The organism is Rhizobium altiplani (genome assembly GCF_001542405.1).
Taxonomy (GTDB): Bacteria; Pseudomonadota; Alphaproteobacteria; order Rhizobiales; family Rhizobiaceae; genus Rhizobium; species Rhizobium altiplani.
Map to the genome: position 1 here is coordinate 95,365 of NZ_LNCD01000078.1, position 21,623 is coordinate 116,987.

Genomic DNA, 21,623 nt, shown 5'->3' on the forward strand with positions numbered 1-21,623 from the left:
TGGGCAGTGATGTTGATTTTCACATTGTCACAACTGTCGATAAGTCATTCATTTTAAACGATACTATTTACCGCTTGCATGAGCGATGTCGAATAAGATTGCCGGGTGGGCGAGATCAGGTTTTGCCCGGAGGCATTTGGATGTAATGGTCAGTCATAAGGCGCGTGACTGCTGGAGGCATTGGTGAATTTCTATTCGGTTTACGATCAAGGTTTTGTCCGTGTCGCGGCCTGCACCCCGAATTGCGAGATCGGCGATCCCGATTTCAACGCGCAGGCAACGTTGGAACTGGCGCGGCAGGGACACGCCGAAGGTGTTGGCCTCATGGTGTTCCCCGAACTCGGGATTTCCAGCTACGCGATCGACGACCTTTTGGGGCAGGATGCGCTTCTCAGGGGTGTGGATGCTGCAATCGGCGATATCGTCCGGGCAAGTCGCGACCTGACGCCGGTACTTCTTGTCGGCGCGCCGCTGCAGAGTGGCGGTCGGCTCTATAACTGCGCGGTCGCCATTCACGCTGGTCGTATTCTCGGCGTCGTTCCGAAGATGCATCTCCCGAACTATCGCGAATTCTACGAGAAGCGCTGGTTCGCGTCGGGACGAGACGTACGAGGCGAGAGCATTCGTGCCGCCGGCGAGGTGGTGCCATTCGGCACGGATCTCGTCTTCGCCGCCGAGGACATGGACGATTTCATCTTCCATATCGAGATCTGCGAAGACCTCTGGGCTCCGGCGCCGCCGAGCGATTTCGGCGCGTTGGCCGGCGCATTGATTCTGGCAAATCTCTCGGCCAGCAACATAACGGTCGGAAAGGCTGAGACCCGCAAGCTTTTGTGCTCGGCACAATCGGCGCGCAGCTTGTCGGCTTATGTCTATTCGGCGGCCGGCCCCGGCGAATCGACGACGGACCTCGCCTGGGACGGCCAGGCCTGCATCTATGAGCTCGGCAGCCTGCTCGCCGAAACCGACCGCTTCCCAATTTCGTCGCAGATGTGCGTTGCGGATATCGATGTCGAGAGACTGCGGCTGGAGCGGCTGCGAACGGGCACGTTCAATGATGCGGCGACGCTCACTCTTACCGCCGGTCGCGAATTCCGGCGAGTAGGGTTCCAGTTCAAGAAGCCGAAGGGCGACATTGGCCTCAAACGCCATGTTGCGCGCTTCCCCTTCGTGCCGGCTGACGAAAGCCGCCTCGATCTGGATTGCTACGAGACGTTCAACATCCAGGTGCAGGGACTGATGAAGCGGCTGCGCTCGACCGGCATCAAGCGGCTTTGCATTGGCATTTCGGGCGGGCTCGATTCCACCCATGCGCTACTCGTCGCGGCGCGTGCTTTCGACCAGCTCGGCTGGCCGCGCTCGGATATTCTTTGCTTCACCATGCCGGGATTTGCGACGGGCGAGGCCACCAGGTCGAACGCCTGGGCCTTGATGCGCAGCATGGGCGTCACGGCGGAGGAGGTCGATATCAGGCCGTTGGCGCTACAGTTGCTAAAGGATCTGAAGCATCCCTTCGCAGGCGGCGAGCCGGTCTACGATACGACCTTCGAAAACGTCCAGGCCGGCCTGCGCACGGACTTCCTGTTCCGCGTGGCAAACCAGCGAAACGCGCTGGTGCTGGGAACCGGAGACCTGTCGGAAATCGGCCTCGGCTGGTCGACCTACGGCGTTGGCGACCAGATGAGCCACTACAACGTCAATGCATCGGTGCCCAAGACCTTGATCCAGCACCTGATCCGCTGGGTGATCCGCTCACGGGATTTCAACGAGGAAGCCAATGCGACATTGGAAAGCGTTCTTGGCACGCTGATTTCGCCGGAACTGGTGCCTGCCGATGAAAATGGCGTCATGCAGAGCACGGAGGACAAGATCGGCCCATACGATCTGCACGACTTCGCACTCTACTACACGACGCGTTTCGGGCTTCGCCCGTCGAAAATCGCCTTCCTTGCCTACAATGCCTGGCGGGACGCCGAGGCCGGCGTCTGGCCGCCGCATTTCCCCGCTGACAAGCGCCGCAGTTTCGATCTGCCTGTCATCAAGCACTGGATGGAGGTCTTCCTCTTTCGGTTCTTCACGATCAGCCAGTTCAAGCGGTCGGCATCGCCGAACAGCCCGAAGGTGACGTCGGGTGGTTCCCTGTCTCCCCGCGGCGACTGGCGCGCGCCGTCGGACGGCAACGCCCGGATATGGCTCAAGGAATTGAAAGCGAACGTTCCGGATGTAAAGGCGTAGGCAGAGATGCCTTGCAAAAGCCATGCATCGCGCCAGATGTGGTCCAGGAGCACTCTGAGGTAGCGGTAAGAACGTGACAGATGAAGCTTGTCCATCCGAGGATCTTCCCCGTTACGAAATCCGTCAGGAGCCGCGTGGCAGGTGGACGATCGTCGATACCTTGACGTCCTTGCCGGCGGCAACGGACGGAAGGGATTTCGTCGGCCTTAGCAAGAGGGACGCGGAAGACATTGCCCGCGAACTGAACCTCGCCGCTGCCGAAGGACGGGATCCTCTGATCTGATCTCTTGGAACTTGGCGAACGCCGCCGGCGTTTCGTTGCCAGAGGTGCAATGATGACCGCCAATGACAACAGGCCGGACAATCACTCCAGCGATCGGCAAACTGCTTGCGAAGCGCAGGAAACGGCGCTGTCCCGAGAAGGGCGCAGCCTGTCCGCCTGGGCGTTGCTGGGCGCTGTCGCCTTCGTGATTGCCGCGGTCCTCTTGGCGTTCAACGTTTGGACGGGCGGCGGCACCAGCCCTGCACCGAGAGCGCCGGCAGGGGCAAGCAGCCCCAGCACCGCACCGCCGCCGACGCAGGACACGAACTGACCAAGGCCCTCACGTCATCCATTTCCGGTGCTCCGCGAAGCGCTCCGCGAGGAGGTCGATGAACAGGCGAACTTTCGTCGGCAAGTGGTTGCGGTTCGGATAGATGGCATTGATGCTGAACTCGACGGCGCGATAGTCGCGCATGACCCGGACAAATCGTCCGGAGGCGATGTCATCAAAGACAACGAAACTTGGTGCCAGGAATATGCCCTGGCCCGTCGTCGTGAGGTGCCGCAGGGTCTCGGCACTGTTGGATACGACGTTGCCGCCAATCTTTACACTCATCTGGGCGCCATCTGCATCTTCGAAGCGCCATTCGTCTCCGTAGGGGTAATACGTATATTGGAGGCAGTTGTGATTTGCCAAATCCGCCGGGACCTCTGGCGCCGGATGGTTCTCAAGGTAGTTCGGCGAGCACACCAGGATATGACGCCATGGCGTCAACTTCCTGACAACAAGGCTCGAATCCGGTGGCGGCACGGTGCGGATCACGAGGTCGTAACCTTCCTCGACCATATCGATCATCCTCTCCCCAACGCTCAGGTCGAGCGCGATCGAGGGATATAGCTCAAGATACTCGCTGACGACGGGCAGCAGGAAGCGGACGATGGCCGCGCTGGTATAGACCTTGAGCGTGCCGCGCGGTGTCGAGCTCATTGCACCGGCCGTGCTGTCGGCTTCCTCGAGATCGGCAAGTATCTGAGCCGAGCGTTCGTAGTAGTACTTGCCGGTTTCCGTGAGGCTGACCTTGCGCGTGGTGCGGTTGAGCAACCTGACGCCCAGCCTGTCCTCGAGGGACTGCACGTGGTTGCCGACCATCGTCACGGACATGTTGAGACGGCGCGCGGCCGCTGAAAAGCCGCCGCACTCGACAACGCGACCAAAGACTGTGAGGCTCGTCAGCCGATCCATTGCACCCCCTAGATTATCCGCTCTGAGTTGATGATCCTTCCCGATTTAAGCAGATTATCAGAACGCGCGTAACGACGCATTGTCTGTCTCATCGAATTGAGCCTCGCCTTACGAGGCAAACCAGTGGAGAAGGACAATGGTCGAATTACCCCGCAAGGAAGTGTTCGAGGCGGCCGGCGAGCCCGAGGTTGCAAGGGTCACCGAAGCCCCGGCTGCACCGGCAGCGGACGTTGCCCCTGCCGTCGAAGCCAAAGGCAAGAAAAGCCGCAAGCTCGTTAAGCGGACGATCATGGCTGCAGCGCTTCTTGCCGGCGTCGCCTTTGTGGCGGACTACGGCCATCACTATTGGACGGTTGGCCGTTTCATCGAATCCACTGATGATGCCTATGTGAAGGCCGACTATACGACCGTTGCGCCGAAGGTTTCGGGCTATGTCGCCGCAGTCCTTGTCGGTGATAACGATGCAGTCAAGGCTGGGCAGGTGCTCGCCAAGATCGACGATCGCGACCATCAGGCCGCATTGTCCCAGGTCAAGGCCGACGTCAAGGCCGCAACTGCAGCCATCACAAATCTCGATGCGCAGATCGAACTGCAGCAGTCGATCATCGGCCAGGCCAGGGCGACGATCGATGCATCACTGGCGACGCTGGATTTTGCTCGCTCCGATGCGGCCCGTTCGCAACGGCTGATCACCAATGGTGCCGGCACGCAGTCGCGGGCGGAACAGAGCCAATCACTTCGCGATCAGGCGCAGGCGGCACTTGAACGGGATCGGGCCGCGCTGGTCGCCGCGGAAAAGAAGGTGCCCGTTCTTCAGACACAGCGCGAGCAGGCTGTCGCGCAGCGTGAGCGCGCCGCCGCCGCCCAGCATCAGGCTGAACTCAACCTTTCCTATACACAAATCATCGCTCCGGTCGACGGCACCGTCGGCGCCCGCACCATTCGAGTCGGACAGTTCGTAACCTCGGGGATGCAGTTGATGGCGGTCGTGCCGCTGCATTCCGTCTATGTCGTTGCCAACTTCAAGGAAACACAGCTCACTCATGTGCGCGCTGGGCAGCCTGTCGAGGTCAAGGTGGACAGTTTCCCCGATGTGGAAATCAAGGGCCATGTCGACAGCATTTCACCGGCGAGCGGGCTGGAGTTCTCACTGCTACCCCCTGACAATGCGACCGGCAACTTCACCAAGATCGTCCAGCGCATCCCGGTAAAGATCGTCATCGACGACGAGAAAGTGAGCGGTTTGCTTCGCGCCGGAATGTCCGTCGAGCCTGAGATCGATACCAAAGCGGCCGTCAGGTAGGTGGTGCCGGGAAGGATTATCCAGCCTGACTGGATGATCCTTCCCTCCTTTCCCGAATTATCAGCCGAACCTCGTCATGAGATTGTTTCCGCATAGCCGGAAGGAGAGACGTCATGGCTACACTTCAGATCGTCGCCAACAATTCCAGCCCGCGTCTGGTGGACGCTGCGGCTCCGAAGCCCGCAGCTGCGATGAGCGCCTTTCGCATGTGGAGCGCCGTCGTCGGTTCGACGCTCGGCGCGTTCATGGCCGTCCTCAATATCCAGATCGTCAACGCTTCGCTCGCGGATATCCAGGGTGCGATCGGCGCGGGCAAGGACGACGGTGGCTGGATTTCGACCTCCTACCTGATTGCGGAGATCGTGGTCATCCCTCTCAGCGGTTGGCTTGCTCAGGTCTTTTCCGTCCGCAAGTATCTCCTGACCAACGCCATTTTGTTCCTGCTATTTTCCGTCGCCTGTGCTTTCGCTGCGAACCTCCAGCAGATGATCGTGCTGCGCGCCGTTCAGGGCTTTGCGGGCGGCGTGCTGATCCCCATGGCGTTCACCATCATCATCACGCTTCTGCCAAAGCCCAAGCAGCCGATCGGTCTGGCCCTCTTTGCCCTCTCGGCGACCTTTGCTCCTGCCATCGGGCCTACCATCGGCGGATATCTGACCGAGAACTACGGCTGGGAGTTCATCTTCTACGTCAATCTGGTTCCCGGTTTGCTCATGGTGGGAATGCTCTGGGCGTCGCTCGATCGCGCTCCGATGAAACTCGGTCTGCTCGCCAAGGGCGATTGGCCGGGCATCATCACCATGGCAATCGGCCTTGCCGCCCTCCAGACGGTGTTGGAAGAGGGGAACAAGGAGGACTGGTTCGGATCGGATTTCATCGTCCGCCTGTCGATCATCGCTGTCGTGTCGTTGACGCTGTTCCTCATTATCGAGCTGAAGACCGCCCATCCGCTGCTAAACCTCAGGCTCCTCGTCCGTCGCAACTTCGGCTTCGGGATTGTGGCGAACGTCCTGCTTGGGATCGCCCTTTATGGCTCTGCCTTCGTTCTTCCAATCTATCTGTCGCGCATCCAGGGCTACAATTCCGAGCAGATCGGCATGGTCCTCGCCTGGACGGGCATTCCGCAGCTGCTGTTGATCCCGCTGGTGCCCCGCCTGATGAAGCGTTTTGACGTTCGCCTACTGATCGCCTTCGGTTTTGCGCTGTTTGCCGCTTCGAATTTCATGAATGTCTACATGACTGCCGACTATGCGAGTGACCAGCTCTTCTGGCCAAACGTCATCCGCGCCGTCGGGCAGGCGCTTGTCTTCGCGCCGCTCTCGGCCGTCGCAACAGCGGGCATCGAACAGGAAAATGCAGGTTCCGCATCCGCGCTCTTCAACATGATGCGTAACCTCGGAGGCGCCGTCGGCATCGCAAGCCTGCAGACCTTTCTGAGCAAGCGCGAGCAATTCCATTCGAATATCCTGACGAATTCGATCTCGGTCTTCGAAGAAGCCACTCGGGATCGTGTCGCGAAACTGACCGCCTACTTCATGAGTCACGGTGTCAGCGATCAGGCCGCTGCCACCAACAAGGCCGTCGTCGCCATCGCGCTCAAGCTGCGCAAGCAGGCCAACATCATGGCCTTCAGCGACACATTCTTCGTGCTCGGTGCAGCATTGCTCGTCGCACTGCTCGCAACGCTGCTGCTGAAGAAGCCGGGTCATCTGTCCGGGGGCGGCGCTCACTAGCGCCGCACTCCGCCACCAGGGAGAAACGCCATGAACCGCATCCTCCAAATCGAAACCGAGACCCGCCCCTCAAAGACGGATCGCGTGGCAGGCAATACAAACTCACTGCTGTCGTTGATCGAGTGGCTCTCCGGCGATGAATGCCATGCGCTCGATGAGCCCGGCCTGATCTCCACCCTCGGCCGCCGCCTACTGGCACTCGGACTGCCTATCGATCGCATGACGCTACATCTCATGACGCTTCATCCGGAACTGATTGGCCGTACGCTTGCCTGGGCTCCGGGCGATCCGGTAGAGATCCACGATCGCGAACACAGCGCGCGCCAGACCTTTGCCAGCAGTCCTTTGCGCAAGGTTATGGACAGCCGCGAGCCGCTGGTTGTCGGGCTGGGTGACAGCATGCACGGCCGCTGGCAGGATATCGATATCTTTGCAGGCCGTGGCCTCGTGCAATTGATGATCGCGCCTCTTTGCAATGCCGACGGGCCGGTGAGCGCGGCTGCCTTCGGGACCCGGCGGCCCGGCGGCTTCACACCTGCCGAAATCCAGGCTCTCGAGCGGATCCTCCCGGCGTTGCGCAACACCTGCGAATTGCGGGTGATGCGTCAAGTCGAACTCAGCCTGCTCGACACCTATATCGGTCCGCTCACAGCGCAGCGCATCCTTGCCGGGCGAGTCCGGCAGGGCGAGATCGAGTCCATTGAGGCGGCTCTTCTGCTTTGCGATCTGCGCGGGTTCACGGAGATATCCAACAGGCTGCCAAGCAACAGCGTGCTCGAGTTGCTCAACGCCTATTTCGACAAGGTCATTCCCGCCATCACGCGCGAAGGCGGCGAAGTTCTGAAATTTATGGGCGATGCCGTCCTTGCGTTCTTTCCTGGCTATGATCCGGCCCGCAGTAGCGCTTCGGCATTGATCGCCGCCAAGGACATTCTGCGTGAGATCGATAAATTCGGGTTCGGCGATATCGCTCTCAACGTCGGCATCGCCCTGCACCATGGCGAAGTCAGCTACGGCAATATCGGATCCGGTCGCCGCCTCGATTTCACGTTGATCGGTCCCGACGTGAATCTGGTCAGCCGCATCCAAACGGCATGCGGAGATCTTCGCGTCCCGCTCCTGATGTCCGACGCATTCCGGTGCGAGGCTCAGGCCGAGGCCGTCTCGGTGGGCTGGCACGCGCTCAAGGGCTTCTCGGAGAAGGTCGAGCTCTTTCGCCTTCCGGAGTGGTACCCGGGGCGCGCAGAAGGCGAATATAAACTATATAAATAATAGCTATTTGTTGTGTGTTCACGGTTTTGGCGTTATTTGCTGAATAATGGGGATGGAGAGTACGGGGGCGTAAGGCAACAAGAAATGCTGACGAAAAAGGGAAAGTATGGGCTGAAGGCGCTGGTTGACTTGGCGCGGCTTGCGCCGGGGGAAACCGCCTTCATCAATGACGTTGCTTCGCGCAACAACATTCCGAAGAAATTCCTGGATACGATTCTTCTCGAATTGCGAAATGTCGGCATTCTTCGGTCGAAAAAGGGCCCGGGTGGCGGGTATTCGCTGTCGCGTCCAGCGTCTGAAATTCGCATTGGCCACGTCATCCGCACGCTTGACGGGCCTTTGGCGCCTATTCGCTGTGCGAGCCGTACAGCTTACGAAGCCTGCGACGACTGTTCCGATCCCGAAAACTGTCAGGTGCGGCGCTCCATGACCGAGGTCCGCGATGCGATCGCAGACATTCTCGACAATATGACGCTTGAGCAGTTCGTTGCGTCGGGCAGCAAGCTGGACGATTCGGACGAGGAAGTCGCTATCTCGGTCGCCAACTGAACAGCATCAGCTGCCGCCAAAATAATGCTCTGCAGCCGCCCGGTAAAGATCGTCGTCGGCCGTATCATTCGCGCGAATCCGCGCATTTCTCCAATGTCGATCGAGATTCCGGCCTATGCTTGTCGCGCCGGATCCCGACAGCTCGAATAGCGCGTTGGCGACTTCCAGGGCCGTCCTGCTTGCCATGATCTTGGCGGCTGAAGCGGAGAAGAACGCCAGTTCGACTGCGCCGGTCGATGGGCCGACCTGGGAAAAATCGAGTTTGTTGCCGGCGCTTTCCAGGAGCGCTGCAGTCGCTTGCACGGAAAGGGCAAGCTTGCCGATGCTGGCTGAGGGCGGCGCTTCCCGGAGATTGACGAGCGCGGCCCGGGCAATGCCGAGGTCCGTGCCTGCATGGAGTAGGGCGGCCAGCGCCGAACTGGTCGAGTGGCGTTGCCGTTGATCGTCCATCTCTTCGGCGTTCCCGGTGACACCTTGTGCGACAGCGGTTCCGGCGCCATTCGTCCGTTGCCCGAAACCATCCCAGTCATCGATGATCTGCAGGCCCGCGGCTTCACGGGGAAGGTAGAAGCGAACCGATTGCCCTTGCGTGTCAGTCGCTTCGACAGCGATCCAATCGGCAAAGAGGATGCCGGGCGCACGCAAGCTCCGGCCGCTTAATTGATAATGGAGGCCGGAGGGAACAGCCGCACCGGCTTCGGGAAAAGCTGCTGCGACGAAATGATCGCCGGCAAGGACGTGAGCGAAGAAGAGTGCCTTTCGCTCTTCATTCTGTTCACTCCGGAGTTCCTCGAGCACCGTGAAATGGCGTTCGAGGCACTCCCCGATGGAAGAATCGCCTTCAGCGATTATGGCAACGATCTCGCCGAGGAGCGCATTGCCGACGTCCAGTCCCTCGTTCTCAGGCGGCACGGTCACGGCCGTCAGTCCCGACTGGAAAAGGGCGTCGAGCTCCGCGCGAGGAAACACCCGGTTAATATCACGCTCGCTCGCCTGCAGCGCAAAGTCCGCGGCAAGGCGTCGCGCGGTGGCTATCGCCTCTTCCTCGCTTTCGATACGGTGCGCGGCTGGTCTTGTCCGGTCTTGAAACCGCGATACGGTTCCCATCGCTTCTCCTATCAGTTGCGCCTCTAGGATTGTTGGATCGCGGGTGCAATGATAAGGCGCGTTTTTCTACGAATGCACGAGCGATAGAATTTTATTGTCGCTTGATTGCACTAATGCGAAGCGTGCGACGCTTCGCTGTCCGCAATGAGAGGTTCAACATGCCTTCAACAGTCCATGAGCGACTGAAACTGAATCCCGGCGACATTCCGATCTACGCCATCGGTGACATTCACGGCAGGTACGACCTGCTGCTGAAGGCGGAGCAGGCCATCATTGACGACGCTGCCGTGATCCCGGGGCGCAAGCTTATCATCACGCTCGGTGACTACATTGATCGCGGACCGTCATCGGCACAGGTGATCTCGCACCTGATGATGCCTCCACCGGCGAATTTCGACCGCATCTGCCTGACCGGGAATCACGAGACCACGATGCTCGACTATCTCGATGGTCTGATTTCCTTCTCGGATTGGATGCGGATGGGGTCGGATGCGCTGCTACGCTCCTACGGGCTCGATCCGGAACAACTGCCGCTGGTTTTTCCGAACGCCGCCAAGCTCGTGGGCTACATCAAGCAGTCAATACCGAAGCCGCACGTAGATTTCCTGCGATCCCTGCCGATCTTCGTCGACACGCCGAATGTTCTGTTCGTTCATGCCGGCATCGATCCGATGCTGCCGATCGATGCGCAAAGCGACGAGGATCTTGTTTTCATCCGCCATCGCTTTTTCGAGAGCAGCCGGCCGCTGCCGAAAGTGATTGTTCATGGCCATACGCCGAACGATGGGCCCGAGGTCCTGCCGATGAGGCTCAATCTTGATACAGGCGCCTTCCACAGCGGCAGACTTACGGTTGCCAGACTGTGGAGAGGGCGCGTGCATCTCTTCCAGACGTGATCAGGCGCCGGCTTCTGCGGGCTCCCGCTTCCTTGACGTCTCTTCGGTGTAGTAGCTCACATATTTGTGGCGGTAGCGTTCAGTGCCGCCGAAGTTGGTGAACTTGCCCAGTTCCGTCATGTCGGTCTTGTTGAGGATCACACCCAGAATCTTCGACTTGATCTGCGGCTCGGAATTCAGAAGGTCGCGCACGACTGATGTCGGTGTCGAGCCCCATTCGGTCACAAACAGGAAGCCGTCCACCTGCGGAGCAAACGCCTTGGCGTCGATGACAGGGCCGAGCGGCGCAAGGTCGACCACGATGTAGTCGAACATCTTGCGCGCATTTTCCATCAGATTGAACATGCCCTGCGAAGCAAGCAGTTCGCTCGTGTGCATGAGATGATCGTTCGGCAGAACCGGCAGGATCGCGAGCTTCGTTATCGGATCGATCTTGACGGCACTCGCCCACGGAACCTCACCGAGGACTGCTTCGACAAGACCCTGTTGCGGTGGGTTCCGCAGCATACGGGTCAGGCCCGGATTGCGCAGGTCGGCGTCAATCAGCAGCGTGCGCTTGCCGCTGGAGGCGAGAAGTGCTGCGAAATTGGCCGCCGTGGTCGACTTGCCTTCTCCCGGCATCGCCGAGACGACTCCGATGACGCGGTCCGACTTGCCCAGAAACATGACGTCGCTTGCAAGCTTCGCGTTGCGCAGCGTTTCGGCGAAGACCGAGCGTGGCGCCTCGAGGACGACGCGCATGATGCGTTCGAAGGTTGCATCCGACTCTGCTTCGGCGGCTTCGACCGGCGGATTGGTGCGCGGCCGGAAGATCTTACCCTCCCGCGGCGCCTTGCCGATGAGCGGCAGGTAGCCGAGGAACTTGAGGCCAAGGATCGTCCTGACATCGCCTTCGACACGGAAGAACCGTTCACGGAATTCCTGGAACGCCGTAAGTCCACCCCCGGCCATCAGGCCGAGAACGATGGCGAGGCCAAGCGTCATGGTCTTTTTCGGGCTGGACGGCGATGCCGGCACGCCGGCTTCAGAGATGACGCGAGCCTTGGCAATCGGGAAGGACTGCTGCTGCGATGCTTCCTCGTATTTGCCGAGGTAGGATTCATAAAGGGTCTTCAGGGCAGTCGCGCGCTGCTCGAGATCGTTGAGTTGGACGAGCGACTTGTCAGCCTCCGAATTCTTGCCAGTCAGGTGTTCGATGTTTTGGCGGAGCGAGGCCTCGCGTACGCGCGCGACTTCGGATTCGTTGTGATAGCTGGCCGTCAGTTGCTGCAGTTCCTGATAGATCTGGCGGGTCAGGTCCTGCTTTTCAGCACGTAAAGCGACGGCCTGCGGATGGTCTTTCCCGAAGTTGGTTGTAACCTCCTGCTCGCGCTTGCTCACCGCGGCGTAACGCGTACGCATATCCTTGATCACGGTATTGTCCGCTTGGCCTGAAGAGATCGCGGCGTTATTGACGGCGCTCTCCGGACCAAGGTCGATGATCGACTTGAACTGGCTGTATCGAGCCGATGCGCTGGCACTGTCGGCCTGGGCGACGATCAGTTGCTTGTTCAGGTCGGCAAGCTGTTGTTCCGACATCAGTTCGCCATTGGCCGACGTGAGGCCGTTGTCGGACTTGAACTTTGCAACATCAAGCGCAGCCTGTTGCGACCGCTCACGAAGATCCGCAAGGCGCTGCTGCAGCCACACCGAGGCGCTTTCGGTCGCATCGAAGTTGGCGTTCAACTGGTCGTTCAGGTAGGCGGTGGCGTACGCCTTGGTGATCCGTTGTGCCAGAAGCTTGTCGGTCGAACGGAAGGAAACCGCGAGAACGGAACTGCGATTGACCCGCGATACCGCCACGGCCTCCTGCAGCAGGGCGGCCGCCTTCTGGCGGCGGCCGTTGCGCGCATCGTCTTCCGTTACCGGCGGACCGCCGGGCGCCAAGGCGCTGACGATCAGCTTAATGCCGGACTTGACTAGCTCGACTGGCGACTTCGAGGGGTCAAGGATTGTCGAATTGTCCTGAAGTTTCTCGGCATCGACGACGCGAAGCGCAAGTTCGTTCGACTTGAGAATTTCGACGGCGCTGGCGATCTGCATGTCGACCTGCTGCGAGCTGGCGGCCGGCGTCGGATCCTGCGCGTATTTCGCAATGTCGTCGTCGAGCAGGATCTGCGTCATCGACGTATATTGCGGGGTCGCGAAGAGCAGAAAGATGAAGGCGAGCGTCACGGTTGCGGCAACGCAGAGAGCGATCGATCCGGCACGCCGGATCAGGATGGCAATCAGGCGATCGATGTCGATGAAGGAATCGGAATCGTCGGCCGCTTTGGGCAGAGTGCTGTGCAAGGTCAGGTTCCGTTGGTTCATGGCTCTATCCTTTGCGGGAGCGGGTCACGCCATCGATGGCTGTAAGGTCGGTCCGAGGGCTTACCAAGTGGCGAAGCGGCGCGAGTGCGCGATTGATCCGAATGGCGATTGGCATCCTGAGATGGGCCAACGCCGACGGATTGCTCCAGGCCGTCTTGATCGCTCCGGAGATCGACCGGTCTTTGATGTTCTGTACGAGGATGAGGAATGCGCGGCCCCGGCGGAGGCTTTGTTCGCGAAACTCCTGTGCGGCCGCCGCCTCCGCATCCAGTGTGTGATCTCGAAGGAAGGCCTTATCACCCTCGATCATGGCATCGATGTGATGAAGCGCAAGAACGCGTGAAATCGATCCCTCACGGATCTGATAGTCGTAGCCAGGGATCGGCTCGATCACGCAGCGCCCACCAAGCGCCATGGCCGAGGCGAGAAACAGATAGTCCTCACCGACCTTGAGGGCTTCGTTGAAGCGAAGTCCTTGCTGTTCGATGAAGTCGCGCTGAAAGATCGGCTTGAGATAACCAAAGTTATGCGTTGTCTGAAACAGGGCATTCGATCGTATGAATACCGGAAGCGTCAGCTCCGGCGTCTCGGCCAACGATTGCCGAGCAAACATCGTCTCCGGTGGCGTGCCGTCGGCGCGAATGACACGGAGATTGTCGACGGCAATCTGGGCACCGGCATTCTCAGCGCGTTTGATCATGCGCTGCAAACGCTGCGGCTCGACGGTGTCGTCTGAGTCGAGCACGGCAAGCCACCGGCCGGTTGCAGCCGACAACGCGGCATTGCGCGCTGCCGCTGGCCCACCATTGCGCCCAAGCGCCAGGAGCTTCACGCCCCTGTTCGCGTAACTTTCCGCAATGGTTCTCGTCTCGTCCGTTGAGCAGTCATCGGCGACGATCACCTCAACCGACACGCCCTCTTGTGCAAGGGCGCTGTCGATCGCCTTGGCGATCGTCTCCTCTGCATTGTAGGCAGCGACGATGAAGCTGACGTCGGGCTGGGTTTGCGTCATGCAGCCTCCGCCGTTCCATACTGACGAATCTCACGAACGCCGAGCAGGCCACTCACCACGCCGGTATGCATGAGGCCGCGAAGGGCGTAGCGATACCGCGGAACCGGAGAAAAGACGCAGGCAAGCGCCGCGCCGTAGCAGAAGGCCGCCTTGGCTGCAGCCAGGCCGATCTGCTTTAGCCGCTGCAGGCCAGCGTTCTTTTCCTGGAGCAGCCGCCCATGCGTCTGGCCGAAGCGGAAGCGGCGCTTGGCAAGCCAGGACAGGCCAGCGCGGCTTTCGGTCACCGGTTCATAAACATAGGCCTCGGGTGCAAAGGCAATCCCGCCGCCATCGGCATGCATATGGCTGAAGAACTCCGTGTCCTCGCCGCCGGTGCGCCCAAGTGCAAGGTTGAAGCGGCGCCCGACCACATGGGGCGAATCGAGGCGAAGAAGGACATTGCAGGTGTAACCGGTGCGGATTTCACCGCCGACCCATACGGGCAGCGTCGAGTGGAAGTCGCCCTCGCGCATCCAGTTCGGCGCCGTGGACAAGTAGACGCTGCGGACGGGCCCAAGCACCGCATCCGCCTTGGTCTTCTTGGCAACGGCAAGCAATTCCACCAGCCATTCCTCACTGGCATCCTCATCATCGTCGATGAAGGCAAGGAAATCGCCCGTCGCATTTTCCAGGCATGCATTGCGGGCAATCGAAATGTTCGATGCCGGGCAGTGCACATAGGCAATTTCATGCGGAATGGTCGGACGAAGCGCATCGACCCGTTCCTTGGCGCTCGGAACCTTGTCGTTGTCGGCGACGATGATCCGCAGCGTTGCTCCATCGGGCACGGCGAGGACCGCAAGCGAAAGCAGCGCTTCGTCAAGCGAAGCGCGGCGGTAAGTGCAAATGCCGATATCGATCTGCAGGGGGGGCATGTCGTTCATGAAGAGACCTTTCTGCCGCGGAAGCTCAGAAGCTCCATCCAGAAACCGGCAGACCAGGCGAAGTGCATCACCATTGCCGAAACAGCGGCAAGCGGGCCGTATGGATTCTTGTGGCCGATGGCCATCCAGAAGCCGTAGCCGACGCACGCGACGGCCCAGAGGCTGAATGGGATAACGGCCGCCCAGTTCAGAACGGCAAGAAATGCGCCGATAAAGACCGGAACGACGAGAAGCGGGAGCATCTGCCGAAGATTGGGCATGCTGCCGTGCTTCAGGATGTTCTTCGCGCGACCTCTGCCGTAGCCAAGATATTGGCGGAACAACGTCGAAATGGTCGAGCGCGGATAGTAGGTCATTCGCGTCTTGTCGGTCATCCAGATGCCGAAGCCCGCCTGCTTCAGGCGGTAGTCGAGCTCCGCATCCTCGTTGTGGCTGAAGGTTTCATCGTAGCCGCCGACCGCCTCGAAGGCTGCGATGCGCATCAGCGCGTGATGGCCGTGATTGGTCCAATGCCCCTTGGCGCCCTCGCGATGCTTGGAACCGCCATTCCCAAGTTTGGAATTCTGAGCAAAGGCAGTTGCCTTCTGGAAGACGCCGAAGCCGACCGTTTCCATGGCGACCACGACGGAGTCCGCCTGGGTCAGCACGGCCTCCTGAACGAGGCGTCGGCAGTAATCGGCGGGGTAATCGCCGTGTGCGTCGATCCGGATCAGGTAGTCGTAGTCACGGCCAAAGGTCTGAACCGCGAGATTGACCGCCGCACTCTGGATCCGTCGGGGATTGTGCAAGAGCACGATCCGCGGATCGGCAGCGCTGATGCGGGCGACGATGTCGCGTGTCGCATCCGTGCTGCCGCCGTCGGCGACGACGATCCGGGCATCCATGTGATCGATTTCGACGCTCAATTTGGCGAGCAACGCCTCGATATGCTTCTCTTCGTTCAGGCAGGGAATGATGATCAGACTGGAGACGCTGGCACCGACATCAGGCTTCATGGTTGTCCACCCTTCTGGAGACACGCTTGTTGGAGTAATTGCGCCGGCACCGCCCCTCTTTGCGTTTGCCGGGACAAGGCGCGAAAGGCTTGTGACGAGGGCCGCGCAATCGCTGCGGTCGGCAAGCCAGGTCTTGCGATCCTTGGCGGCGACGGCCGCGCTCAATGCGCGATACCGCTCGCCGGTCATGGTTTCGAACAACTCTGCCAGCTGCGAAATGCTGGCTTCGGAAAGCTCAAGGCCGATGTCGCGTGACTGGAGGAAGCGTGCGGTCTCCGTCCCTTCGAGGGCGATCGGCACAGCGCCATACAGGCATCCCTCATAGAGCCGGTTCGGCAGGAGCCAGCTCGAATTGAGGCCTTCCTCGAAGAAATCGATCGCCCAGGAGAAATGGACGTCGTCGTAGATCGCCCGCAAATCCTCGGGATTGCGATAGGGGCCTTCGAAACGAAGATAGGGCTCGTCGCGCACGAAGGCATCGAAATCCTCGAACTCCGAGTAGGCGGGGCGACCACGCAGAACGATCTCGACCTTGCCTTCCATGCGGCGCGAGAATTCGGCAAGAAGGCCGAGCGACTTGCGGCAGCGAAGCGCACCGAACCAGCCGATCTTCCACGGCTCGCCCGGTTGCTTCAGGCAACGGCCGAATGCCGGCTCGATAGCGGCTGCGTCAAGGGCGATGACCTTGTTCTCGATCAGAAGCATCTCGGCTTTGACGCCGGAGCGAGGATTGAAATAGTTCTCGATGAAGGCCGGAGAGCTGGTCAGAATGAGCTTGGCATTCCTGCCGAAATGCGCCTCTGCGCGGCGGATCGCCTTGCCGACCACGTCGTCGCGCAGCAGAAGGCGATGGATATCCAGGCATTCGTAGACAACGGGAACGCTGCCACCGAAAAGCGTGTTGGCTTTGTGCGCGACGGCCAGTGCCTCCAGATTGCGGCCGATGATGAGATCGGGCTTCTCTACGTTCTTCAACAGAGCCTTGAGGCCGGTCATCGCCTTTGCGACGGCGCTCATGCGCTGCGCAAATTTGGCATCGGCCGTGCGTCCAAGCTCGATCGGCGTGACGCCATGCACTTCCGCAAGCCGGTTCTCGCCGCGGCGGAAACCGGCAAGCTCGACCTCGGCGCCGCCCTCGCGCAGCATCAGCACCCGCCGTCTGACGGCCGGATCTGCCAGGTCGTGCACGAGGTAGAGCACTTTGAGCATCGACGTTCCTTTTGCTGTGTGGGCTTGGCCCGCGCTGGTCAGTTGAGCGTGCATGCGATCGATTCTGGGAACTGGCACTTGTCGCCGAGCGCGGTGAAGGCCACGCGGTCGACGCTGAGAATGGCCGGCTTCGTGTAGTTGAAGCTCCCCATCCAGTTCGAAAGTGTGTCGGAACCCCATAGGCTGAAGAAGATCTTCTGCGGGTTGGACGGTATCTTCGACGGATCAGTAACGTCCTGAACAAGCTTGCCGTTCAGGTAGTAACGCAGGCGATCCTTTTCCCAGATGAAGGCATAGTCATTGAACCCTTCATCGGCGTTGCTGCCAACCGGAACGAGTTTCTCGTTGCCACCCTTGGCCTGCACATACTGGTTCACCTGCACCTCGCCGGTGTTCTTGCCCAGCACTTCGAAGTCGATCTCATCGTGCTTCTGCTTGTCGGCTGGACCGATATAGGTGAAGAAAGCGGAATTCAGACCCGAGCCTGCTCCAGCCATGATGCGGGCTTCGTAGGTGCCGTAGCTGTAACGCTTGGTCGTCTGGATCTCACCGCACAGGTAGTTGCGGTCCTTCGACTTGCCGTCGGCGAACGAAAGCTGAAGGGCGCCGTCCTCGGCCTTTACGTTGTTCTTCGACCAGGTGCAATTCTGGTGGGCGCCGTTGTTCCAGCCGTCCGAAACGTACCAGAAGCCATGGTTGATCTTGTCGAAATCATCGACAAAGGACTTTCCGGATGCCTGCTGTGCCGAAGCCGGCAGTGCTGAAGCGCAGGCTGCCGTAATGGCGATCAGGCCGAGGCAAAGTTTTCGCGCATGGGCGATTTGAGTCGTCATGTGTCACCTTTGCTGTGTAGCAAGTTCGGGGGAGACGTCGTGCGGCGACGTCGGTTTTGCGGACCGTTTGGTTCTGCCACCCGTCAGGATTGCGTAGAGCCGCGGAAAATTCTTCCGGCAGAGCCCGTTCGAGAACGTGAGAAACGGAAACAGCAGCGCGAAAGACAGAACGAAGAAGAGCGGGTAGAAGCTCAGGTCCGACTTGCCCCATAGGATCCAGAAAAAGACGAGTAGCGGATAGTGGGCGCAGAAGATCCAGAAGCTCAGGCTTCCCGTTTTCGCGAGCCGTTGGCCGAGTTGCGTCTTGATCAGCGGCGCCGATAGCAGCCAGAAGCCGAGAGCGCCGACAATTGCTAGCGCGTTGCGAAACAATTGCACCCAGTCTGGCAAGGACGGGCCCGTGAAGAGGATCGCCGTTGCGAGGAGCGCCGAGGCGGCGAGCAAGAGAAAGACGCCAACCGGCGCAAAGCGATCGAGAGCCTTCAAGTCGAACTGCTGCAGGGCAATGAAGATGCCGAGACTGAAGCTGAAGAGGATCGAGCGCTTGAGAACGATGTAGATCGACAGCTCCGGAATCAGCGCGATCACCAGCAAGGCGGTCAACGTCAAAATCGGCGCACGGCTGATCAGCCACGCGAGGATCGGTGACAGCAGGATGCAGACGAAGAGATCGCGGAGGAAGTAGAGCGGCACATTGTCAGGAAAATTCTCCACTGCCAGCACTTGCGTCATGAGATCGCGGCCGGACGCGTTCAGCGGATCAGGCAGATAGCCGTCACCGATGCCGACACTGGTCGCCAGAATGATCGCTGCAATGAACGCGCAGTTCCAGAGCAGGAATGGCAGGAACACCGTCTGCACCTTCGTGCGCACGGTTTTCCTGTAGTTGAAGTTTTCCTGTCCGCCGCGAAACAGCAGATAGCCCGAGATCGCGCTCAGGCAGGGAACGCCGACGCGAAACAGCGCCTCCGTCAGGAAAACCCTAATCCAGTCAAATGCGCCGTAGGTCCCGTCGTAGGGACTGCTGGCGGCATCGAACGGTATGTGAACAAACACAATGCCCGAAATGAGCACGATGCGCATCAGATTGATCCGCGACGATACATTCGCATCAACATTCACGTTATCAGTCACCCCTTTTGGGCCGCACCTCCCCTTGCGACCGTTTTCAATCAGAGCAGACTCGAGCCCGCGCCGAGAAAGCTAGGGCGGATTCCCGGAAGAAAATATGGCACTGCAGCAAAAAGTGATCGGCGGTCCCACTTCGTAACAGTCGTTCTGTCCTGTCTCAGTATGAGAAAACGCCTACGCAGGGGTCTGCCGAATCGAGCTCAACGTCAACGTGAGCAGTGCATTTCATAACATGATGATATTCATCAATTTCTGGGTTCTTTATGCGCCGCGGGGCCTGAAAGTTTTTGTTGACTGGTGAACGATTGTTACAACGCGAGGCTGACGAATTGCTCCGATCGTGGCCGAATTGCGGCTTGGGACTGAACGGCCGTTTCGTTCCGATACAGTTTGTGACGACCCGCTCAGATCACCCGCTTTGACAAACTTCGGCCGAAATGAACGTCATCATTTTGCAGTGCAGCAGACTTGCTGCGCTTTCATTCACCCCTAGATGCGTCAGGGGCGGAAAACATCACTTCGCGTATCTCAAGGAGAGCGTATGGCGACCTTCACGATCATCATCCCCTTCTACCAGCGTCAGGACGGCATTCTCAGCCGCGCCCTGGCGTCGGTCTTCTCGCAAAGCTTCAAGGATGTTGATGTCATCGTCGTCGACGACCAGTCGCAACGCTCTCCGGATGCGGACCTAGCGTCGCTGTCGGAGGAGGATAGGGCGCGTGTCACGGTGATCGCCCAGCCGAATGCAGGACCGGGCGGTGCCCGGAACACGGGACTCGATCATGTGCCGGAGGCGACGCGATATGTTGCCTTTCTCGACTCCGACGATGTCTGGACGCCCGATCATTTGGCCAATGCAGCCAAGGCGATGGAGGCTTTCGGTGGCGACTGCTACTGGGCGTCCATCGAAGGGGGCGAGGAGTTCGACTACCATTTTGGTATCGCCGCTCTCGAGAAAGAGGAGGGGGCGCGGCGTCTCCTGGGCAAGCCGCTGATCCTCGACGTGCCTGACCTCGCGGGCGTCATGCTGAAGAACTGGGCCTTCCTGCACATGTCCTGCATGGTCATCGGCCGGCCGCTGTTCGAGAAGGTTCGTTTCGACGCGACCCTGCGCTTGGCGGCCGAGGACGTTCTGTTCTTTTGCGATTGCATCATCGCCGCGAAACAGGTGCTGCTCTGCGGCGAGCCTGGGGCGCTGCGCGGCGAGGGCATCAACATCTTCCACGGTGTCGACAACGCCTCGCCGGAGTTTCTCAAGCAGCAGTTCATCACCTGGATGGCGCTCGACCAGCTGGAGAGCCGCTTCTCTCGCCGACCGCAGGAGGTGGAGACGATCAAGGAGCACAAGAACACCGCCCGAAAGCAGGCGATCTGGAGCCAAATCGGCCTTCTGCGTCGCCGAAAGAAGCCGGATTTCCGGCTGCTCGCACGCTGGGCGGCACGCGATCCCCGATTGCTTCAGAGCGCGCTGCAGCTGGCGGCGGCCAAGTTTTCCAGATAGTCGAACCCGGCTACTTGGCCGGGGCGCTCAGAAGATATCGCAAGCCATCGCCTTGCGCGGTGACGGAAACGCCACCCGGATTTCGCAGGCGCTCGGTCTTGTCCATCAGGATGCCCGTCGCAACGGGCGGGAAGGCGGTTGGGTGCGCTGCGATAAAGGCGATGGCCGCCAGCGGGCCCGATTGTGATTTGATGTCGAGGAACCGCCGCAGCTCATATTTGCCGCGCACGTGCCGCTCGTGCCGACGCACAGCCTCGGCGGCCTCAGGCGGCAATCTTGACGATGCCAGCAGCACGCGATCGGCCTCGTAGAGGCGACGAAGATCTTCGGTGCGGTGTCGACCGCTGAGCGAATTTCCGCGCACGACCGCCCCGTAGCCGCAGCTGTGGATCACCTTGTAGCGCGCGCCGAGCGCCAGCGCCCTGATGTAGAGGTCGTAATCCTCTCCAAGCCGCATCTCCTCGCGGTAACGCAGGCCATGCTTGTCCAGGAAAGCGCGTCGCATGATCGGCTTGAGGAAGCCAATCTCGCCGCGCCGAACGCCACGCTTGGAAATGTTGCCGTCGACAAAGGTGGGCAGGTCGAGGAAGAGCGGGCTTGCGGCAAATTGCTGTAGGCGCTGGGGCGCCTGGCTTGCTATATCGGCATCGACAAAGGCGATGTTGTCGGCAACGAACTCCCAGTCGTCCTCCACAAGCATCTGGCGAAAGCGGCCCTCGAAGAAGAAGTCGTCCGCATCGAGGATTGCGATCAGGGGTGCCGAAGAGATGTCGATGGCGTGGTTGCGGGCGGCAGAGGGGCCCTTGTTCTGATCGAATCTGACGACATTCAGCCTTCCGCTGGTGTCGTCCGCACGTCTCGCGGCCCCTGCCGTGCCGTCGCTGGAGCCGTCATCGACGACCACCACTTCGGTCACTTCGGGCTCCCGAAGCGCCGATCTCACAGCGGTTTCTATCGTGTCCGCCGCGTTCTTGGCTGCGATGATGACGCAAATGCTTGCAGTTTCTGCCACGCGTAGCCTCCGTTGTTTTCGCTCAACAACTAGGACGTCAAAATGTGGCGGACAA

General features: G+C 60.0%; 18 protein-coding genes. 9 read left to right on the plus strand and 9 right to left on the minus strand.

The genetic code is table 11. The features are described 5' to 3' along the window. Window positions 1-183: 183 nt before the first annotated feature. The 3 genes from AS026_RS17260 (at window position 184) to AS026_RS17270 (ending at window position 2,828) form a co-directional block, all read left to right on the plus strand. Window positions 184-2,235, plus strand: coding sequence for an NAD(+) synthase (locus AS026_RS17260; RefSeq protein WP_062370719.1), 2,052 nt, complete (start codon window positions 184-186; stop codon window positions 2,233-2,235). A gap of 73 nt (window positions 2,236-2,308) precedes the next feature. Continuing rightward, the gene (locus AS026_RS17265; protein ID WP_018117224.1) at window positions 2,309-2,518 is read left to right on the plus strand and encodes a hypothetical protein; all 210 of its coding nucleotides are present in this window, start codon (window positions 2,309-2,311) and stop codon (window positions 2,516-2,518) included. Between the two features lie 52 nt (window positions 2,519-2,570). Next, window positions 2,571-2,828 (plus strand): hypothetical protein, encoded by a 258-nt coding sequence (locus AS026_RS17270; RefSeq protein WP_245307532.1) that lies wholly within the window; start codon window positions 2,571-2,573, stop codon window positions 2,826-2,828. 9 nt (window positions 2,829-2,837) lie between these two features. Here AS026_RS17270 and AS026_RS17275 read toward each other — a convergent pair whose 3' ends face one another. After that, window positions 2,838-3,740 (minus strand): LysR family transcriptional regulator, encoded by a 903-nt coding sequence (locus AS026_RS17275; protein ID WP_018117226.1) that lies wholly within the window; start codon window positions 3,738-3,740, stop codon window positions 2,838-2,840. Window positions 3,741-3,876: 136 nt separating this feature from the next. On the opposite strand from AS026_RS17275, the gene AS026_RS17280 reads away from it, so the two are divergent. From AS026_RS17280 to AS026_RS17295, 4 genes are all read left to right on the plus strand, one after another. Beyond that, window positions 3,877-5,043, plus strand: coding sequence for an HlyD family secretion protein (locus tag AS026_RS17280; protein WP_062370723.1), 1,167 nt, complete (start codon window positions 3,877-3,879; stop codon window positions 5,041-5,043). Between the two features lie 113 nt (window positions 5,044-5,156). Continuing rightward, entirely contained in the window at window positions 5,157-6,776 is a 1,620-nt protein-coding gene (locus AS026_RS17285) for an MDR family MFS transporter (protein ID WP_062370725.1), read from the plus strand. Window positions 6,777-6,806: 30 nt separating this feature from the next. Next, window positions 6,807-8,048, plus strand: a complete 1,242-nt coding sequence (locus AS026_RS17290; RefSeq protein ID WP_062370727.1) for an adenylate/guanylate cyclase domain-containing protein — start codon at window positions 6,807-6,809, stop codon at window positions 8,046-8,048. A gap of 84 nt (window positions 8,049-8,132) precedes the next feature. Continuing rightward, the gene (locus tag AS026_RS17295) at window positions 8,133-8,597 is read left to right on the plus strand and encodes an RrF2 family transcriptional regulator (protein ID WP_062370729.1); all 465 of its coding nucleotides are present in this window, start codon (window positions 8,133-8,135) and stop codon (window positions 8,595-8,597) included. 6 nt (window positions 8,598-8,603) lie between these two features. Here the strand turns inward: AS026_RS17295 and AS026_RS17300 are convergent, their stop codons facing one another. Beyond that, entirely contained in the window at window positions 8,604-9,704 is a 1,101-nt protein-coding gene (locus AS026_RS17300; protein WP_062370731.1) for a monooxygenase, read from the minus strand. A 158-nt stretch (window positions 9,705-9,862) separates the two neighbouring features. Between AS026_RS17300 and AS026_RS17305 the strand changes: the two genes are divergently transcribed. Next, complete coding sequence (locus AS026_RS17305; protein WP_062370733.1) at window positions 9,863-10,600, plus strand: metallophosphoesterase; 738 nt, start codon at window positions 9,863-9,865, stop codon at window positions 10,598-10,600. Here the strand turns inward: AS026_RS17305 and AS026_RS17310 are convergent, their stop codons facing one another. From AS026_RS17310 to AS026_RS17340, 6 genes are all read right to left on the minus strand, one after another. Further along, window positions 10,601-12,952 carry a polysaccharide biosynthesis tyrosine autokinase gene (locus AS026_RS17310; protein WP_062370735.1) on the minus strand — a complete coding sequence of 784 codons (2,352 nt, stop codon included), beginning with the start codon at window positions 12,950-12,952 and terminating at the stop codon, window positions 10,601-10,603. Between the two features lie 4 nt (window positions 12,953-12,956). Next, the gene (locus AS026_RS17315; RefSeq protein WP_062370737.1) at window positions 12,957-13,964 is read right to left on the minus strand and encodes a glycosyltransferase family 2 protein; all 1,008 of its coding nucleotides are present in this window, start codon (window positions 13,962-13,964) and stop codon (window positions 12,957-12,959) included. Then, on the minus strand, window positions 13,961-14,887 hold the full coding sequence (locus AS026_RS17320; protein ID WP_062370739.1) for a glycosyltransferase family 2 protein: 927 nt from the start codon (window positions 14,885-14,887) through the stop codon (window positions 13,961-13,963). The genes AS026_RS17315 and AS026_RS17320 overlap by 4 nt, the downstream gene beginning before the upstream one ends. Then, a complete protein-coding gene (locus AS026_RS42755) occupies window positions 14,884-15,882 on the minus strand; it encodes a glycosyltransferase family 2 protein (RefSeq protein WP_062370779.1) in 999 nt (332 codons plus the stop codon). Before AS026_RS42755 ends, AS026_RS17320 begins: the two co-directional genes overlap by 4 nt. 1,247 nt (window positions 15,883-17,129) lie before the next feature. Next, window positions 17,130-17,924 (minus strand): endo-1,3-1,4-beta-glycanase ExoK, encoded by a 795-nt coding sequence (exoK, locus tag AS026_RS17335; protein WP_062370741.1) that lies wholly within the window; start codon window positions 17,922-17,924, stop codon window positions 17,130-17,132. Window positions 17,925-17,927: 3 nt separating this feature from the next. Then, the gene (locus AS026_RS17340; RefSeq protein WP_245307534.1) at window positions 17,928-19,007 is read right to left on the minus strand and encodes an acyltransferase family protein; all 1,080 of its coding nucleotides are present in this window, start codon (window positions 19,005-19,007) and stop codon (window positions 17,928-17,930) included. A gap of 589 nt (window positions 19,008-19,596) precedes the next feature. Between AS026_RS17340 and AS026_RS17345 the strand changes: the two genes are divergently transcribed. After that, window positions 19,597-20,556 (plus strand): glycosyltransferase family 2 protein, encoded by a 960-nt coding sequence (locus AS026_RS17345; RefSeq protein WP_062370746.1) that lies wholly within the window; start codon window positions 19,597-19,599, stop codon window positions 20,554-20,556. Between the two features lie 10 nt (window positions 20,557-20,566). On the opposite strand, the gene AS026_RS17350 is transcribed toward AS026_RS17345, so the two are convergent. Continuing rightward, window positions 20,567-21,568 carry a glycosyltransferase family 2 protein gene (locus AS026_RS17350; protein ID WP_062370747.1) on the minus strand — a complete coding sequence of 334 codons (1,002 nt, stop codon included), beginning with the start codon at window positions 21,566-21,568 and terminating at the stop codon, window positions 20,567-20,569. Between the last annotated feature and the right edge of the window lie 55 nt (window positions 21,569-21,623).

Excerpts from the sequence above, each read along its gene's own strand:
- AS026_RS17285 (WP_062370725.1), top strand. The coding sequence starts at position 5,157 with ATGGCTACACTTCAGATCGTCGCCAACAATTCCAGCCCGCGTCTGGTG.
- AS026_RS17300 (WP_062370731.1), bottom strand. The coding sequence starts at position 9,704 with ATGGGAACCGTATCGCGGTTTCAAGACCGGACAAGACCAGCCGCGCAC.
- AS026_RS17280 (WP_062370723.1), top strand. The coding sequence starts at position 3,877 with ATGGTCGAATTACCCCGCAAGGAAGTGTTCGAGGCGGCCGGCGAGCCC.
- AS026_RS17290 (WP_062370727.1), top strand. The coding sequence starts at position 6,807 with ATGAACCGCATCCTCCAAATCGAAACCGAGACCCGCCCCTCAAAGACG.
- AS026_RS17310 (WP_062370735.1), bottom strand. The coding sequence starts at position 12,952 with ATGAACCAACGGAACCTGACCTTGCACAGCACTCTGCCCAAAGCGGCC.
- AS026_RS17305 (WP_062370733.1), top strand. The coding sequence starts at position 9,863 with ATGCCTTCAACAGTCCATGAGCGACTGAAACTGAATCCCGGCGACATT.
- exoK (WP_062370741.1), bottom strand. The coding sequence starts at position 17,924 with ATGACGACTCAAATCGCCCATGCGCGAAAACTTTGCCTCGGCCTGATC.
- AS026_RS17295 (WP_062370729.1), top strand. The coding sequence starts at position 8,133 with ATGCTGACGAAAAAGGGAAAGTATGGGCTGAAGGCGCTGGTTGACTTG.
- AS026_RS42755 (WP_062370779.1), bottom strand. The coding sequence starts at position 15,882 with ATGAAGCCTGATGTCGGTGCCAGCGTCTCCAGTCTGATCATCATTCCC.
- AS026_RS17340 (WP_245307534.1), bottom strand. The coding sequence starts at position 19,007 with ATGCGCATCGTGCTCATTTCGGGCATTGTGTTTGTTCACATACCGTTC.
- AS026_RS17270 (WP_245307532.1), top strand. The coding sequence starts at position 2,571 with ATGACCGCCAATGACAACAGGCCGGACAATCACTCCAGCGATCGGCAA.
- AS026_RS17275 (WP_018117226.1), bottom strand. The coding sequence starts at position 3,740 with ATGGATCGGCTGACGAGCCTCACAGTCTTTGGTCGCGTTGTCGAGTGC.
- AS026_RS17320 (WP_062370739.1), bottom strand. The coding sequence starts at position 14,887 with ATGAACGACATGCCCCCCCTGCAGATCGATATCGGCATTTGCACTTAC.
- AS026_RS17315 (WP_062370737.1), bottom strand. The coding sequence starts at position 13,964 with ATGACGCAAACCCAGCCCGACGTCAGCTTCATCGTCGCTGCCTACAAT.
- AS026_RS17345 (WP_062370746.1), top strand. The coding sequence starts at position 19,597 with ATGGCGACCTTCACGATCATCATCCCCTTCTACCAGCGTCAGGACGGC.